The sequence below is a fragment of the Streptomyces sp. MS191 genome (assembly GCF_008042125.1).
Taxonomy (GTDB): Bacteria; Actinomycetota; Actinomycetes; order Streptomycetales; family Streptomycetaceae; genus Streptomyces.
Map to the genome: position 1 here is coordinate 52976 of NZ_RDBI01000081.1, position 14987 is coordinate 67962.

Consider the following 14987-nt stretch of genomic DNA (forward strand, 5'->3'; position numbering starts at 1 on the left):
GAGCGAGGCCCGGCCGGCCCGGAGCGCGGCGAGGGGGCGCGGGCCCGGGGGTCCGCGCGGCGCCGTAGTCTCGGCCGCATGATGCCCGAGGAGCTGCGGCGCGGCCGCTACGTCAGCCTGACCACCTTCCGCAAGAACGGCACGGGGGTGGCGACACCCGTCTGGTACGCGGTGGAGGGCGAGGTCCTGTACGCCTGGACCCGCAGCGACTCCTGGAAGGTCAAGCGGCTGCGCAACGACCCGCGGATCGTCGCGCAGGTCTGCGACCTCCGCGGGAACGTGACCGAGGGTGCGGTGCGCGTCGAGGGCACGGCGCGGCTCCTGGAAGGCGACGAGCTGCGCCGGGTGCGGAAACTGCTGGCGCGGAAGTACACCTGGCAGTTCTGGCTGGTGGACTGGCCGGCGATGGTCGCCCGGCTCGGCAAGCGGCCCCACACGGGTATCGCGGTCACCTTCTGAGCCGCAGGGGGCGACCGGGCCTCAGGGCGGGACGTCCGCCGGCGCCCGCCCCGGCGCCCCGCTCCGTCTCCTCCGTTCGCGGACGGACGGGCTCCGGACGAAAACAGTCCGTAGCCGTTCCGTAACACGACTGGGGTCGAATACCCCTGGACCGGAAGGCCACAGTCGAGTGCGCGGGCGGTGCGGACGGTATGGCGGTGTATCAACTCCCGGCGGAGGTGGGCGCGTTCGCGCACTACCTCCGGGATCTGGCGGCGCGGCTGGCGCCCGGCGAAGGCTGGTACGGCGTCTTCCTGCACCGCGACCCGGAAGGGCTGCGGGCCTGCTTCGAGGGCACGGAGATCCTGCCCTGGGACGTCGTCGAGTCGCTGCTCCAGGACGCGGGTGACGACGGCGCCGGACCCGGGACGGCGCGGGCCAGGGTCCTGCACGGCGCGGCGGCGGCGGCCCACGACCGGCGCCCCGGCGGCGCCGACGCGCTCCGCGAGCGCCTGGGTGTGATGGAGCGGGAGCGGTGGTACGCCGAGAGCCGCGCGCGTGAACTCGCCGAGCGGCTGCGGGCGGCCCCGGCCGCCGCGGACGCGCCCCGGCTGGACAACGAACTGGCCTGGTCCCGCGACGACCACGCCCGCGCCACGGCCCGCGTCGCGGAACTGACCGCTCGCCTCGCCGCCCTGGCGCCGGCGCGTACGGACGGCGCGACCGCCTCCGGCGCCGACGTGGGGGAGGGGCGCGCGCCGACGCCGAGCCGGACGGCGGTCAGGCGGCGTCCGCGCGGGGCCCGGTACGCCTGGCTGGACGAGACGCCGGACGTGCAGGAGGCCGTCGCGGTGCCCCTGCTGCCGGTGAGCGGCACGGCGCCCCGCGGGGCGCGCTTCGGCGGCGGCGAGGCGGTCGCGGACGAACCCCGCCCCGCGGTTTCGGCCGAGGTGGCCGCGGAGGCGGCGCGCGCGGCCGCGAACGCCGTCTACGCGCTCCGGCGGCTGCGCGCCCAGGGCCGCAGTGGCGAGGCCCACGCGCTGCTGTGCGAAACTCTCGCCGGGCCACCGGGCCGGCTCCCCGCGGTCGCCGCGGAACTGCACCGCGTCGGGCTCGGGGCCGACTGGGCCACGCTCCTCTGGGAGGCGGCCTCCCTGCCGCCCGGCCGGCTCGCCGCCGTCGCCGGCGCGCTGGCCGACGCCGGCCGGGAGCAGGACTGCGACCAGCTGCTCCGCCAGGGTGTCGCCCGCCCCGTCGAGGAGCTCGCCGGTGCCTGCGCCGCCCTGCACGCCGAGGGCCACCACCGCGAGGCGCACGCGCTGCTCACCGCGTTCGTCCGGGCCCGTACGCCCGAGGACGCCGCCCGGCTCGCGGCCGCGGGTCCGCACGGCCTCGTCCCGGAACTCCTCGCCGCGGGGCGCGCGGTCGCACCGGCCCGGGAACGGGACCTCCTGCACGCCCTCCGGGTCGCCGGACTCGTCGGAGCCTGACGTACCGGAAGAGATCCGGACGTGTCGGTGAGTGTCCGACGTGGACCACTCGGGTATGAAACATGATCGACTCCGGCGGTTCACGGCGGCGGTCTTGCTCCGCGGTGTGGCGGGGCTTACGTTCTACCTCCTACGCACCGCGTCTACGGGCGTAGAGGCTCTCTGACGCCGCGCCGAAGGAGCAGCTCATGACCGACGTCGTACGCGCCGCACTCGTCCAGGCGACCTGGACCGGCGACACCGAATCCATGATCGCCAAGCACGAGGAGCACGCCCGCGAGGCGGCCCGGCAGGGTGCCAAGGTCATCGGGTTCCAGGAGGTCTTCAACGCCCCCTACTTCTGCCAGGTGCAGGAGCCGGAGCACTACCGGTGGGCCGAGCCCGTACCGGACGGGCCGACCGTCCGCCGGATGAGCGACCTCGCCCGCGAGACCGGCATGGTGATCGTCGTCCCGGTCTTCGAGATCGAGGACTCGGGCTTCTACTACAACACCGCCGCCGTGATCGACGCCGACGGCAGCTACCTCGGCAAGTACCGCAAGCACCACATCCCGCAGGTCAAGGGCTTCTGGGAGAAGTACTACTTCCGGCCGGGGAACGCCGGCTGGCCGGTGTTCGACACCGCCGTCGGCAAGATCGGCGTCTACATCTGCTACGACCGCCACTTCCCGGAGGGCTGGCGCCAACTCGGCCTCAACGGAGCCCAGTTGGTGTACAACCCGTCCGCCACCTCGCGCGGCCTCTCCAGCTACCTCTGGCAGCTGGAACAGCCCGCGGCCGCCGTCGCCAACGAGTACTTCGTCGCCGCCATCAACCGCGTCGGCCAGGAGGAGTACGGCGACAACGACTTCTACGGCACCAGCTACTTCGTCGACCCGCGCGGCCGGTTCGTCGGCGAGGTCGCCTCCGACAAGGCCGAGGAGCTGATCGTCCGCGACCTCGACTTCGGCGTCATCGACGAGGTCAGGCAGCAGTGGGCGTTCTACCGGGACCGCCGCCCCGACGCGTACGACGGGCTGGTACAGCCGTGAGCAGCCTCCACGACCGCCATCGCGCCGTCATCCCCGACTGGGTCGCCCTCTACTACCGCGACCCGCTGGAGATCACCCACGGCGAGGGCCGCCACGTCTGGGACGCCGAGGGCCGCCGGTACCTCGACTTCTTCGGCGGCATCCTCACCACCATGACGGCCCACGCGCTGCCCGAGGTCACCAAGGCGATCAGCGAGCAGGCCGGCCGCATCATCCACTCCTCCACGCTCTACCTCAACCGCCCGATGGTGGAACTGGCCGAGCGGATCGCCACGCTCTCCGGCATCCCCGACGCCCGCGTCTTCTTCACCACCTCCGGCACCGAGGCCAACGACACGGCCCTGCTGCTCGCCACCGCGTACCGGCGGTCCTCCCAGATCCTGGCGATGCGCAACAGCTACCACGGCCGTTCGTTCTCCACCGTCTCCATCACCGGGAACCGGTCCTGGTCGCCCACCGGCCTGTCGCCGCTCCAGACCCTGTACGTGCACGGCGGCGTCCGCACCCGCGGCCCCTACGCCCGGTACGGCGACGCGGAGTTCATCGAGGCGTGCGTGGCCGACCTGGAGGACCTGCTCGGCCACACCCGCGACGTCGCCGCGCTGATCGCGGAACCCGTCCAGGGAGTCGGCGGCTTCACCTCCCCGCCCGACGGCCTCTACGCGGCCTTCCGCCGGGTCCTCGACCGGCACGGCATCCTCTGGATCAGCGACGAGGTGCAGACCGGCTGGGGCCGTACCGGCGACCACTTCTGGGGCTGGCAGGCGCACGCCGAGGCCGGGCCGCCGGACATCCTCACCTTCGCCAAGGGAATCGGCAACGGCATGTCCGTGGGCGGCGTCGTCGCCCGCGCCGAGGTGATGAACTGCCTGGACGCCAACTCCATCTCGACCTTCGGCGGCTCGCCCGTCACCATGGCCGCCGGCCTCGCCAACCTGGGCTACCTGCTCGAACACGACCTGCAGGGCAACGCGCGCCGCGTCGGCGGACTGCTCCTCGAACGGCTGCGCGCCGCCACGGCCCGCGTCGAGGCCGTACGGGAGGTCCGCGGCCGCGGCCTCATGATCGGCATCGAGCTCACCCGCCCCGGCACCGACGAGGCCGACCCGGCCGCGGCGTCCGCCGTTCTGGAGGCGGCCCGCGAGGGCGGCCTGCTCATCGGCAAGGGCGGCGGCCACAGCACCAGCTCCCTGCGCATCGCCCCGCCGCTGTCGCTCACCGTCGCCGAGGCCGAGGAAGGCGCCTCGATCATCGAAGAGGCCCTCCGCTCGCTGTAGCCACCCGACCCCAACCCCAGCCCGGCCCATGTCAGGGGGAGACCCGTGAGTACCCGTACCCTCATCCGCGGCGGCCTGGTCGTCACCGCCGCGGACGAGCTGCACGCCGACGTCCTGATCGAGGACGGCCGCATCGCCGCCCTGGCCGCCCACGGCTCGGACGCCGCCGCCGGCTGGACCGCGGCGCGGACCATCGACGCCACCGACCGCTACGTCATCCCGGGCGGCGTCGACGCGCACACCCACATGGAGCTGCCGTTCGGCGGCACCGCGGCCTCCGACACCTTCGAGACCGGGACCCGGGCCGCGGCCTGGGGCGGCACCACCACCATCGTCGACTTCGCCGTACAGACCGTCGGCCACACCCTGCGCGAGGGGCTCGACACCTGGTACGCGAAGGCCGACGGCCGGTGCGCCATCGACTACGCCTTCCACATGATCCTCTCCGACGTGAACGAGCACACGCTCAAGGAGATGGACAAGCTGGTCGAGGAGGGCATCACCTCCTTCAAGCTCTTCATGGCCTATCCCGGCGTCTTCTACAGCGACGACGGCCGGATCCTGCGTGCCATGCAGCGCGCCGCCTCCAACGGCGGGCTGATCATGATGCACGCCGAGAACGGCATCGCGATCGACGTCCTCGTCGAACAGGCCCTCGCCCGCGGCGAGACCGATCCGCGCTACCACGGCGAGGTGCGCAAGGTCCTCCTGGAGGCCGAGGCCACCCACCGGGCCATCCAGCTGGCCCGGGTCGCCGGCGCGCCCCTGTACGTCGTCCACGTGTCCGCCGACGAAGCGGTCCGGGAGCTGGCCGCCGCCCGCGACAAGGGGCTGAACGTCTTCGGCGAGACCTGCCCGCAGTACCTGTTCCTGTCCACCGACAACCTCGCCGAGCCCGGCTTCGAGGGCGCCAAGTACGTCTGCTCCACGCCGCTGCGCCCGCGCGAGCACCAGGAGGCGCTCTGGCGGGGGCTCCGGACCAACGACCTCCAGGTCGTCTCCACCGACCACTGCCCCTTCTGCTTCACCGGCCAGAAGGAACTGGGCCGCGGCGACTTCTCCAAGATCCCCAACGGCCTCCCGGGCGTGGAGAACCGGATGGACCTGCTCCACCAGGCCGTCGTCGACGGGCACATCACCCGCCGCCGCTGGATCGAGATCGCCTGCGCGACCCCGGCCCGCATGTTCGGCCTCTACCCGCAGAAGGGCACGATCGCGCCCGGCGCCGACGCCGACGTCGTCATCTACGACCCGCACGCCCGCCAGACGGTGTCGGCGACCACCCACCACATGAACGTCGACTACTCCGCCTACGAGGGCCGGACCCTCACCGGACAGGTCGAGACGGTCCTCTCCCGCGGCGAACTCGTCATCGACAAGCGCGAGTTCACCGGCCGCGCCGGACACGGCAGCTTCACCCCCCGAGCCACCTGCCAGTACCTGAACTGAGCCGCACCGAACCGAACCAGGAGGTCCCGACGTGGACTTCGGACTCGTCCTGCAGACCGACCCGCCCGCCTCGCAGGTCGTCGGCCTGATGCGCCGGGCGGAGCGCAACGGCTTCCGCTACGGCTGGACCTTCGACTCCGCCGTGCTCTGGCAGGAACCCTTCGTCATCTACAGCAGGATCCTGGAGCACACCACCAAGCTGCACGTCGGCCCGATGGTCACCAATCCCGGAACCCGCACCTGGGAGGTGACCGCCTCCACCTTCGCCACGCTCAACGACATGTACGGCAACCGGACGGTCTGCGGCATCGGCCGCGGCGACTCCGCGATGCGGGTCGCCGGCCGCAAGCCCAACACCCTCGCCCGGCTCGGCGAGGCCATCGACGTCATCCGCGACCTGGCCGAGGGGCGGGAGGTCGAGGTCGACGGCAGCCCGATCCGCATCCCCTGGGTCAAGGACGGCAAGCTGCCCGTCTGGATGGCCGCGTACGGACCCAAGGCCCTGGCCCTGGCCGGGCAGAAGGCCGACGGCTTCATCCTCCAGCTCGCCGACCCCTTCCTCACCGAGTGGATGGTCAAGGCCGTGCGCCAGGCCGCCACCGACGCCGGCCGCGACCCCGACACCCTCACCATCTGCGTCGCCGCGCCCGCGTACGTCGGGGACGACCCGGCGCACGCCCGCGACCAGTGCCGCTGGTTCGGCGGGATGGTCGGCAACCACGTCGCCGACCTGGTGAGCAGGTACGGGGAGCACTCCGGCATGGTCCCCGAGGAACTCACCACCTACATCAAGGACCGGCACGGCTACGACTACAGCCACCACGGCCGGGCCGGGAACCCCTCCACCGACTTCGTCCCCGACGAGATCGTCGAGCGCTTCTGCCTCCTCGGACCGGTCGAGGCGCACATCGAGAAGCTGCGCCGGCTGCGGGACATGGGCGTGGACCAGTTCGCCGTGTACGCCATGCACGACGCCAAGGAGTCCACCATCGACGCCTACGGCGAGGAGATCATCCCGGCCCTCGCCGGCTGACCGACCGGCCCGCCTCCTCGACGGGATCGCTCCACCCCGGCGCGTCGGGGCCGGGGTCGCCCCCGTCCGGGCGCGGCTCCCGCCCGGCCCGGTTGAAGGCCTCCAGCGCCTCCACCAGCGCCGCCCGGCGGTCCGGCGGGAGCCGCCGCAGGACCGTGCCGATGACGGCGCGGCGGCGGGCGGTCACCTCCCGGACGATCCGGCGGCCCGACACCGTCAGGGTCAGCTCGGTCTCGCGGCGGTTGACCGGGTTGTGGCGACGGCCCACCAGACGGGCCGCCACGAGCCGGTCGACCATGCGCAGCGCCGTCGACGGCTGTACGTCGAGGTGCTCCGCGAGGTCGACCAGCTTCGCGGGACCGAGCGCGGACAGCACCGCCAGCATCCGGAACTGCGGCAGGGTGAGGCGGTGTTCGACCGTGCACAGGGAGCGGGCGGCGATGGCGACGAGGAGACGCGAGGCGGTGAGGACCGCGTCCGCCACGGTGTCGACGTCCGCCTCGTCGGGTACCGGTTCCTCCGGTGCGGGTTCCTCCGGCTCGTCCACGGCGGCGGCCGTCAGTGCACCGACTGGAGGAACGTACGCGTCCGTTCGTGCTCCGGGCTCTCCAGCAGGTCCTCCGGCGGCGCCGACTCCAGGATCCGTCCGTGGTCGAACATCAGGATGCGGTCCGAGACGTCCCGTGCGAACCCCATCTCGTGGGTCACGCACAGCATGGTGAGGTCCGTGCCGGACGCGACGTCCCGGAGCACTTCGAGGACCTCCGCCACCAGCTCGGGATCCAGCGCCGACGTCACCTCGTCGAGAAGCAGGATCTCCGGCTCCATCGCGAGCGCGCGGGCGATGGCCACCCGCTGCTGCTGCCCCCCGGAGAGCCGGGTGGGGTGGGCGTCCTCCTTGTCGGCGAGCCCGACCGTGGACAGCAGCTCCCGGCCGCGCGCCCTGGCCTCGTCCCGGGACACGCCCAGGACGTGCACGGGCGCCTCGGTGATGTTCTCCAGGACGCTCATGTGGGGGAACAGGTTGAACTGCTGGAAGACCATGCCGATCCGGCGCCGCCGCGGGGCGAGATAGCGCTCGTCCGCCCGGACCAGGCCCTCCTTCCGCCCGGAGGGCATGTGGGAGAAGGGCCGGCCGTCGACGTGGATGACGCCGTCGGTCACCTGCTCCAGGGTCATGAGCAGGCGCAGGATCGTCGTCTTGCCGGATCCACTGGGCCCGATGAGGGTGACCCGCTCACCCCGTTCGACCGTCAGGTCGAGGTCGTCGAGCACGGTGAGGTCGCCGAAGCGTTTGGTGACGCGGTCGAAGTGGATCATTCCGGGGGCCGTGGGCGGCAGGTCCTGGGACGGTGTGTCAGCGGGCAAGGCGTACCTCCAGTCGTCGTACGAGCACGGACGTCGGCCAGCTCGCGAGCAGGAAGACGGCGGCGGCCAGGGTGAAGCTCTCCAGGTAGGCGAAGTGCGTGCTGCCGTAGGTGTTCGCCTCGTGGACCATCTCCTGCACCGTGATGACGGAGAGGAGCGGTGTCTCCTTGAACATGGAGACGGCGTAGTTCCCGAGCGGCGGCAGCACCTTCCGTACCGCCTGGGGGAGCACCACCGCCTGCCAGACCCGCCGGCGCGGCAGCGACAGCGCGGTGCACGCCTCCCACTGGCCCTTCGGGACGGCGTCGATCCCCGCGCGGTACACCTCGGCCAGGTAGGTGGCGTAGTGGACACCGAGGACGAGGACGCCGAGCGTGAGGGCGTCGAGCCCCGGGACGAGCACCCAGGCCGCGAACAGCTGCACCAGCAGCGGCGTCGAGCGGATGAAACCGGTCGCCGCGCGCACGGGGAGCGCGATCGGCCGGACGCGGCTGCGCAGCCCCAGCGCCAGCACGAGACCGAGCACGGCCGCGGCGGCGAAGCCCAGGACGGTCGCGAGCAGGGTGACGCGGAAGCCGTCGAGGACCACGGGCAGTGCGGCGCGTGCCGCTTCGCCGTCCCACATCACCGACCACCTTCCTGTCCGAGCCGCCGCTTGGCCGCCCGTTCCGCCGCGTTCATGGACAGACCGAGCACGGCGGCCATGCCGAAGTAGAGGAGGAGCAGCAGCAGGTAGGCGGCGCCGGTGCTGCCGGTCGCGGACCGCAGCTGGTCGACCTCGAAGGTCACGTCCGCCACCGTGATCAGGGACAGCAGCGGGGTCGCCTTGAGCAGCTGGATCAGCAGGTTCTTGAAGGGCGGGATCATCAGCGCGTGCGCCTGCGGCAGGATCACCCGTCGCATCCGCAGCGCCGGGCCCATGCCGAGCGCGATCGCGGTCTCGGACTGGGTGCGGGGCACCGCGTTCACGGCGCCCCGCACCACCTCGGCGCCGTAGGCACCGAAGTTCAGCCCGAGGGCCACGACGGCGCAGGCGAGCGGCTCCAGTTTGAAGCCGAGCATGGGCAGCGCGAAGAACAGCCAGAAGAGCTGCACGTAGAGCGACGTGCCCCGGAAGAACTCCACGACGACCCGCACGGCGCCCCGCACCACCGGCCGCGGCGACAGCGAGGCGAGCCCGAGCGCGTAGGCCAGGACGAGCGCCAGGGCCGCGCCCAGCAGGGTCGCCTCGACGGTCACCAGGAGACCCTCGCCCAACCGGGGCAGAGCCCGTACGAGTTCGGGGACGAAGTCAGCCATGTCGGAGGTCCCTCATGCCGCGCGGCACAGTTCGGCCGTGCGCAGGTCCCGGGGCGGCACCTCGCGCTCCGTGAAGCCGAAGCGCCCGATCAGCCCGACGTAGCGCGCCCGATCGGCCGTGATCTTCGTCAGCTCGCGGTCGAAGGCGTCGCGGAGCGCCTTCGCGCCCGGCCGGAAGACGGCGCCCCCGGGGCTGAACTGCCGCACGCCGTCGACCACCGGGACGAACGGGTCCAGCACCTCGATCGCGGCGCCCGCGTTCGTCCGGGCGAGCCACCGCAGCGAGATGCCGGTCAGTACGAACGCGTCGATCCGGCCGGCCAGCACGGCGTCCAGTCCGTCCTGCTGCTTGGCCAGGGTCTTCACGGATCCGTCCGGCACGCCGGCCGCCTCGGCGTACGACGTCTCGACGGCGGCGGTCAGCACACCGACGGTCGCCCCCTTCGCCGCACAGGACGCGAGATCGGTCAGGCCCTTGGGATTGCCTCTGCGGACCATCAGCGCGGTGGGCGAGACGAACTCGGGCTCCGAGAAGATCACCTTGGCGCAGCGCTCGGGGGTGATCGCCATGCCGGCGCTCACGACGTCGAAGCGGCCGGCCAGGAGCCCGGGGATCAGCGCGCCGAACTCCGTCAGGGTCGGGCGCAGTTCGGGTATGCCGAGCGCGGAGAAGATCTCGCCGTGGAGGGTGGGGGCCTCGCCGGAGAGCTTCCCGCCCTCCTGGAACCCGTACGGCGCCTCACCGGCGAACCCGACCCGGACGAAGCCCTGTTCCTTCAGCGAGGCCAGCAGTCCGCCGTCGTCGGCGGGGGCGCCCGTGCCGACCTGGGTACGGCTGCAGGCGGTGAGGAACGCGGGCGTCAGGGCGGCGCCGCCCAGCAGTGCCGTGCCGGTGAGGAAACCCCGGCGGCCGAGGTTCGCGGGAGGAGTCATGTCCTGCCTTTCCGGTGGGGTGGGCGTGGGACGGGCGAGGTCACCCGAGGGGCGTGAAGTCGTCCGATGCGATGTACGACGGGCGTCGGACGGGGGCCGAGAAGGGGAGTTCGGGCAGGTTCTCGACGCTGTTGAAGACCAGGAAGACGTTGCTGCGCGGGTAGGGGGTGATGTTGTCGCCCGAACCGTGCAGCGCGTTGCAGTCGAACCAGGTGGCCGACCCCGGAGCGCCGGTGAAGTGGCGGATCCCGCAGGCGTCGGCGAAGGTCGTGAGGGCCTCGTTCGAGGGCGTCCCGGCGTCCTGCATCTGGAGGGACTTCTTGTAGTTGTCCTCGGGGGTGGCGCCTGCGCAGCCCAGGAAGGTCCGGTGCGAGCCCGGCATGATCATGAGGCTGCCGTTGGTGGTGTGGTTCGGCGTGAGGGCGATGGACACCGACACGGTCCGCATCTGCGGCAGGCCGTCCTCGGCGTGCCAGGTCTCGAAGTCGGAGTGCCAGTAGAAGCCGCTGGCGCCGAATCCGGGCTTCACGTTGATCCGCGACTGGTGGAGGTACACGTCGGAGCCGAGGATCTGGCGGGCGCGGCCGACCACGCGGGGGTCGGCGGCGAGCCGGGCGAAGACCTCGCTGATCCGGTGCACCTCGAAGACCGAGCGGATCTCCTGGGAGCGGGGCTCGACGATGGACCGGTCGTCGTCCCGCATGGCCGGGTCGCCGACGAGCCGGTCCAGCTCGGCCCGCAGCTCCACGACCTCGTCGGCGGTGACGAGTTCGTCGACGGTGACGAACCCGTCGCGCTCGTACTCCTCGAGCTCACGGGTCCAGAACGGGCCGGGGGTGCCGGGATCGGACCACACCACGGGGTCCTTGCGGCCGACGAGAGCCTCCCGGGCTCCGCGCGTGGGGTAGAGGTCGACGGGACGGGTGGGGGCGGCGGTCATGGCGGTGTCTCCCTTTCCGGTTGCGTGCGTACGTCGTTCTCGGTTGCGGCGTGTGGGGGCGTCAGGCGTCGCCCGGCTCGGTGAGCAGCGGGTAGACGCCGTTCTCGTCGTGGTCCTCGCGGCCGGTGACGGGCGGGTTGAAGACGCACAGGCAGCGGAAGTCCTGCTTGACCTTCAGCGTGTGGCGCTCGTGCCCGTCGAGCAGGTACATCGTTCCCGGCGTGATCGTGTAGGTCCGGCCGGTCTCGTGGTCGGTGAGCTCGGCCTCGCCGGCGGTGCAGACGACGGCCTCGACGTGGTTCGCGTACCACATGGCGGTCTCGGTGCCGGCGTAGAGCACCGTCTCGTGGAGGGAGAAGCCGACCCGCTCCCGAGCGAGGACGATGCGCTTGCTCTCCCAGGTGCCGGAGGCGGACCGCACGTGGCGCTCGGTGTTCTCCAGCTCGTCGAAGGAACGGACGATCATGAGGGGGCCTTTCGTCGTACGGGGTTCAGGCGGTGTGGCGGTCGGCGACGTGCCGGACGGAGCGGGCCAGCACGCCCAGCCCCTCGTCGAGCTCGTCGTCCGTCACGGTCAGCGGCGGCAGCAGCTTGACCACCTCGCCGCGCGGGCCGGAGGTCTCCAGGAGCAGGCCGAGCTCGAAGGCCCGGCGGCAGACCGCCTCGGCCCGGTCGCCGTCGGCGAACTCCAGGCCCCACACGAGACCCCGTCCGCGGACCGCGACGCCGGTGCGGTCGTCGTCACCGCACAGGTCGAGCAGGGCGCTCTCGACGCGGCCGGCCCGGCCCAGGGTGCGCTCGCGCAGGGCCGCGTCGCTCCAGTAGGTGTCGAGGGCGGCCGTGGCGGTGACGAAGGCCGGGTTGTTGCCGCGGAAGGTGCCGTTGTGCTCGCCCGGCTGCCACACGTCCAGCTCCGGGCGGAACAGGCAGAGCGCCATGGGGAGGCCGTATCCGCTGATGGACTTCGACAGGGTGACGATGTCGGGCGTGATGCCCGCCTCCTCGAACGAGAAGAAGTCACCGGTGCGGCCACAGCCCATCTGCACGTCGTCGACGATGAGCAGCATGTCGCGGCGGCGGCACACGTCCGCGAGCTTGCGCAGCCACTCGGCCCGGGCCACGTTGACCCCGCCCTCGCCCTGCACCGTCTCGACGATCACGGCCGCCGGGTGGTCGAGGCCGGAGCCCGGGTCCTCCAGGAGCCGCTCGAACCAGACGAAGTCCTCCACCTGGCCGCCGAGGTAGTGGTCGAACGGCATCTGGGCGGTGTGGGTGAGGGGGACGCCCGCGCCGGCGCGCTTGGCCGCGTTGCCGGTGACGGCGAGCGAGCCGAGCGACATGCCGTGGAACGCGTTGGTGAACGAGACGACGGTCTTGCGCCCGGTGACCTTGCGGGCGAGCTTGAGCGCCGCCTCCACCGCGTTGGTGCCCGTGGGGCCGGGGAACATCACCTTGTACGGCAGGGCGCGGGGCTCCAGGACCGTCGTCCGGAAGGCCTCCAGGAAGTCCCGTTTGGCGGTCGTCGACATGTCGAGTCCGTGGGTGATGCCGTCGCCCGCGAGGTAGTCGAGGAGCGCCCGCTTCAGGACCGGGTTGTTGTGGCCGTAGTTCAGGGAGCCCGCCCCGGCGAAGAAGTCGAGGAAGGGGCGTCCGTGCTCGTCGTACAGCCGGCTGCCGCTGGCGCGCTCGAAGACCACGGGCCAGGCGCGGCAGTAGCTGCGGACCTCCGATTCGACGGTCTCGAAGACGGTCGGGGGGGTCACGGTGAGGGTCACGTGTTCTCCTGTGGTTCTCGTCTGTGCTGGTCGTCGGGTGCCCGGAAGACGGCTGGTCAAGCCGCTGCGGCGGGAGCCGGGCGGAGGGTCAGGCCGCCGGGCGGTCGATGCGGTAGAGCAGCTCGGGCTCGTGCCCGGCGTCGTCGGCCGTCGCGGGGAACGCGGAGGCGGGGAAGAGGACCTCCCGCGTCAGGTCCGCGCCGTGGCGGCGCGCGTACGAGCGGAAGAGCCGGTCGGACGCACGGTTGTCCGGGGTGATCGTCGTCTCGATCCTGCTCAGCCCGTACGCCTCCTCGACCCGCGCCGAGAGCGCGTCGAGCAGGGCGCTGGCCACACCGTGGCCGCGCAGGGAGTCGTCGACGGCCACCTGCCAGACGAACAGCGCCCCCGGCTCCTCGGGGCGGAGGTAGCCCGTCACGAATCCCACCGGTCGTCCGGAGGCGTCCCGGGCGACCACCGAGGTGTCGGTGAAGTCGCGGCACCACAGCAGATAGCTGTAGGGCGAGTTGACGTCCAGGGCCTGGGAGTCCTTCGCGAGCCGCCACAGTTCGCTGCCGTCGGCCATCTCCGGCCGGTCGATGCGTACGCCCTCAGGCAGGGTCGTGGCGTGGTCCCGAAGGCTTTCCCGTTCCGCTTGAGCAGTGGTCATGGGCGCCGAAGCTACCGATCAAGACCGAGAACTTCCTGGCGCCAAGGGGTTACGTGACAGGGCTCCGCGTGGTAAGGAAATCGCGGGTTTCGAACGGCGAAAAGGGGTCCGCGGCACGGGCGGCAGGGCGACGGAGGGTCACATAACGGGTCAAATCGTCCGACTGTAACGAGGAGATAACGCCTTTGCAGAAGGCCATATTTGACAGCTAAATGTTATTGCATCGTCGGGTACTCGCGGGTTTCGGTCCGGGTGCAGCGGTAAGAAGACGCGTGCGCGCGGCACGGTCCCTCGTCTGCTGTCCCTATCCTCTGCGCCGCCCCCTCCGGACGGCCTCCGGAGGGGGCGGCGTCACTCTCTGAACACAGGTGCGATCCGGCCGTCGCCGACGCCGGAAGCCGTGTCCCACAAGGCTTCGGCTCGCTGCCTGCCGGCCTTTACCTCCTCCTTGTCCATGGCATAGCCTCGTGCAACCGATCACACTGCGGTGAAAGGAACGCGGCCTTCGTGTCGCGACGACGCGCACGCGTCCGCCGGACGCCGCGCACGCCCCCCACGCGGTCGTTATCCGTTACCTCAGAGCAAGAGAAGGCGGTCGCCGATGTCCGGCACTCAGGACGAGGCCCTTACGGCAGGGACAGAGTCCTCCGACTACACCAAGCGCCTCGCCCGCCTGGAGAACTCGGGAATCAAGCGGCTTCTGCCGACCCAGGCCCCGTACCGGTGGAACCTGAAGCGCCTCGGTCTGGGCCGTGTGCTGGACGTCGGCTGCGGTATCGGCCGCAACCTGCTGAACTGCGGACCGGACAGCGTCGGCGTCGACCACAACGCGACGTCCGTCGAGACGTGCCGTGAGCGGGGGCTCACCGCCTACACCTCCGAGGAGCTCTTCGAGGCGCCCGACTGCGGCCCCGGCTCCTTCGACAGCCTCCTGTGCGCCCACGTCCTGGAGCACATGGACGAGGCGCTGGGGAACACGGTCCTGGAGCAGTACCTGCCGCTGGTGAAGCCGGGTGGCAACGTGGTCCTCATCTGTCCGCAGGAGGCCGGCTACAAGACCGACGCCACCCACGTCCGCTTCGTCGACTTCGACGGGCTGCGCGGCCACGCGGAGAAGATCGGTCTGACCGTCGACCGCACCTACTCGTTCCCCTTCCCGCGGAACGTCGGCAAGGTCTTCCCGTACAACGAGTTCATCCTGGTCGGAAAGGTCCCGGCCGCACAGGGCTGACCCTTCTCCGCACGTCCGGGCGCCCGGCGCCGGTCACCGCTCCTCGACGAGAGGGGGCGGTACCGCGCCGGGCG

General features: G+C 71.7%; 16 protein-coding genes. 7 read left to right on the top strand and 9 right to left on the bottom strand.

Going from position 1 to position 14987, the window contains the following annotated elements:
• Positions 1–78 precede the first annotated feature (78 nt).
• From EAO71_RS34390 to EAO71_RS34415, 6 genes are all read left to right on the top strand, one after another.
• Positions 79–459, top strand: a complete 381-nt coding sequence (locus EAO71_RS34390) for a PPOX class F420-dependent oxidoreductase (RefSeq protein WP_147981749.1) — start codon at positions 79–81, stop codon at positions 457–459.
• A gap of 191 nt (positions 460–650) precedes the next feature.
• Positions 651–1928 carry a UL36 very large tegument protein gene (locus EAO71_RS34395; protein WP_187282939.1) on the top strand — a complete coding sequence of 426 codons (1278 nt, stop codon included), beginning with the start codon at positions 651–653 and terminating at the stop codon, positions 1926–1928.
• Positions 1929–2116: 188 nt separating this feature from the next.
• Positions 2117–2959 carry a nitrilase-related carbon-nitrogen hydrolase gene (locus EAO71_RS34400; protein ID WP_147981750.1) on the top strand — a complete coding sequence of 281 codons (843 nt, stop codon included), beginning with the start codon at positions 2117–2119 and terminating at the stop codon, positions 2957–2959.
• Entirely contained in the window at positions 2956–4236 is a 1281-nt protein-coding gene (locus tag EAO71_RS34405; RefSeq protein WP_147981751.1) for an aspartate aminotransferase family protein, read from the top strand. Before EAO71_RS34400 ends, EAO71_RS34405 begins: the two co-directional genes overlap by 4 nt.
• 45 nt (positions 4237–4281) lie before the next feature.
• Complete coding sequence (hydA, locus tag EAO71_RS34410; RefSeq protein WP_147981752.1) at positions 4282–5685, top strand: dihydropyrimidinase; 1404 nt, start codon at positions 4282–4284, stop codon at positions 5683–5685.
• A gap of 31 nt (positions 5686–5716) precedes the next feature.
• Positions 5717–6718 (top strand): TIGR03842 family LLM class F420-dependent oxidoreductase, encoded by a 1002-nt coding sequence (locus tag EAO71_RS34415; protein ID WP_147981753.1) that lies wholly within the window; start codon positions 5717–5719, stop codon positions 6716–6718.
• On the opposite strand, the gene EAO71_RS34420 is transcribed toward EAO71_RS34415, so the two are convergent.
• From EAO71_RS34420 to ectA, 9 genes are all read right to left on the bottom strand, one after another.
• Positions 6696–7265, bottom strand: a complete 570-nt coding sequence (locus EAO71_RS34420; RefSeq protein WP_147981754.1) for a MarR family winged helix-turn-helix transcriptional regulator — start codon at positions 7263–7265, stop codon at positions 6696–6698. The two genes, EAO71_RS34415 and EAO71_RS34420, sit on opposite strands and share 23 nt — an antisense overlap.
• Before the next feature lie 11 nt (positions 7266–7276).
• Positions 7277–8038 (bottom strand): ectoine/hydroxyectoine ABC transporter ATP-binding protein EhuA, encoded by a 762-nt coding sequence (gene ehuA / locus EAO71_RS34425; protein ID WP_147981823.1) that lies wholly within the window; start codon positions 8036–8038, stop codon positions 7277–7279.
• 37 nt (positions 8039–8075) lie between these two features.
• Entirely contained in the window at positions 8076–8711 is a 636-nt protein-coding gene (ehuD, locus tag EAO71_RS34430) for an ectoine/hydroxyectoine ABC transporter permease subunit EhuD (protein WP_147981755.1), read from the bottom strand.
• Positions 8711–9385 (bottom strand): ectoine/hydroxyectoine ABC transporter permease subunit EhuC, encoded by a 675-nt coding sequence (gene ehuC, locus EAO71_RS34435; RefSeq protein WP_147981756.1) that lies wholly within the window; start codon positions 9383–9385, stop codon positions 8711–8713. Before ehuC ends, ehuD begins: the two co-directional genes overlap by 1 nt.
• A 12-nt stretch (positions 9386–9397) precedes the next feature.
• The gene (gene ehuB, locus EAO71_RS34440; protein ID WP_147981757.1) at positions 9398–10318 is read right to left on the bottom strand and encodes an ectoine/hydroxyectoine ABC transporter substrate-binding protein EhuB; all 921 of its coding nucleotides are present in this window, start codon (positions 10316–10318) and stop codon (positions 9398–9400) included.
• Positions 10319–10358: 40 nt separating this feature from the next.
• Positions 10359–11258 (bottom strand): ectoine hydroxylase, encoded by a 900-nt coding sequence (thpD, locus tag EAO71_RS34445; protein WP_147981758.1) that lies wholly within the window; start codon positions 11256–11258, stop codon positions 10359–10361.
• Between the two features lie 61 nt (positions 11259–11319).
• On the bottom strand, positions 11320–11724 hold the full coding sequence (locus EAO71_RS34450) for an ectoine synthase (RefSeq protein WP_147981759.1): 405 nt from the start codon (positions 11722–11724) through the stop codon (positions 11320–11322).
• 25 nt (positions 11725–11749) lie between these two features.
• Positions 11750–13033 carry a diaminobutyrate--2-oxoglutarate transaminase gene (gene ectB, locus EAO71_RS34455; protein ID WP_147981760.1) on the bottom strand — a complete coding sequence of 428 codons (1284 nt, stop codon included), beginning with the start codon at positions 13031–13033 and terminating at the stop codon, positions 11750–11752.
• Between the two features lie 88 nt (positions 13034–13121).
• On the bottom strand, positions 13122–13682 hold the full coding sequence (gene ectA / locus EAO71_RS34460; protein WP_187282940.1) for a diaminobutyrate acetyltransferase: 561 nt from the start codon (positions 13680–13682) through the stop codon (positions 13122–13124).
• Positions 13683–14283: 601 nt separating this feature from the next.
• Here ectA and EAO71_RS34465 point away from each other — a divergent pair.
• On the top strand, positions 14284–14913 hold the full coding sequence (locus EAO71_RS34465) for a class I SAM-dependent methyltransferase (RefSeq protein ID WP_147981761.1): 630 nt from the start codon (positions 14284–14286) through the stop codon (positions 14911–14913).
• Positions 14914–14987 lie beyond the last annotated feature (74 nt).

What these genes read in the sequence shown, in the direction of transcription:
- thpD (WP_147981758.1), bottom strand. Translation starts at nt 11,258, where the DNA reads ATGACCGCCGCCCCCACCCGTCCCGTCGACCTCTACCCCACGCGCGGA.
- ehuC (WP_147981756.1), bottom strand. Translation starts at nt 9,385, where the DNA reads ATGGCTGACTTCGTCCCCGAACTCGTACGGGCTCTGCCCCGGTTGGGC.
- ehuB (WP_147981757.1), bottom strand. Translation starts at nt 10,318, where the DNA reads ATGACTCCTCCCGCGAACCTCGGCCGCCGGGGTTTCCTCACCGGCACG.
- EAO71_RS34450 (WP_147981759.1), bottom strand. Translation starts at nt 11,724, where the DNA reads ATGATCGTCCGTTCCTTCGACGAGCTGGAGAACACCGAGCGCCACGTG.
- EAO71_RS34395 (WP_187282939.1), top strand. Translation starts at nt 651, where the DNA reads ATGGCGGTGTATCAACTCCCGGCGGAGGTGGGCGCGTTCGCGCACTAC.
- ehuA (WP_147981823.1), bottom strand. Translation starts at nt 8,038, where the DNA reads ATGATCCACTTCGACCGCGTCACCAAACGCTTCGGCGACCTCACCGTG.
- ectA (WP_187282940.1), bottom strand. Translation starts at nt 13,682, where the DNA reads ATGACCACTGCTCAAGCGGAACGGGAAAGCCTTCGGGACCACGCCACG.
- EAO71_RS34390 (WP_147981749.1), top strand. Translation starts at nt 79, where the DNA reads ATGATGCCCGAGGAGCTGCGGCGCGGCCGCTACGTCAGCCTGACCACC.
- ehuD (WP_147981755.1), bottom strand. Translation starts at nt 8,711, where the DNA reads ATGTGGGACGGCGAAGCGGCACGCGCCGCACTGCCCGTGGTCCTCGAC.
- EAO71_RS34465 (WP_147981761.1), top strand. Translation starts at nt 14,284, where the DNA reads ATGTCCGGCACTCAGGACGAGGCCCTTACGGCAGGGACAGAGTCCTCC.
- EAO71_RS34400 (WP_147981750.1), top strand. Translation starts at nt 2,117, where the DNA reads ATGACCGACGTCGTACGCGCCGCACTCGTCCAGGCGACCTGGACCGGC.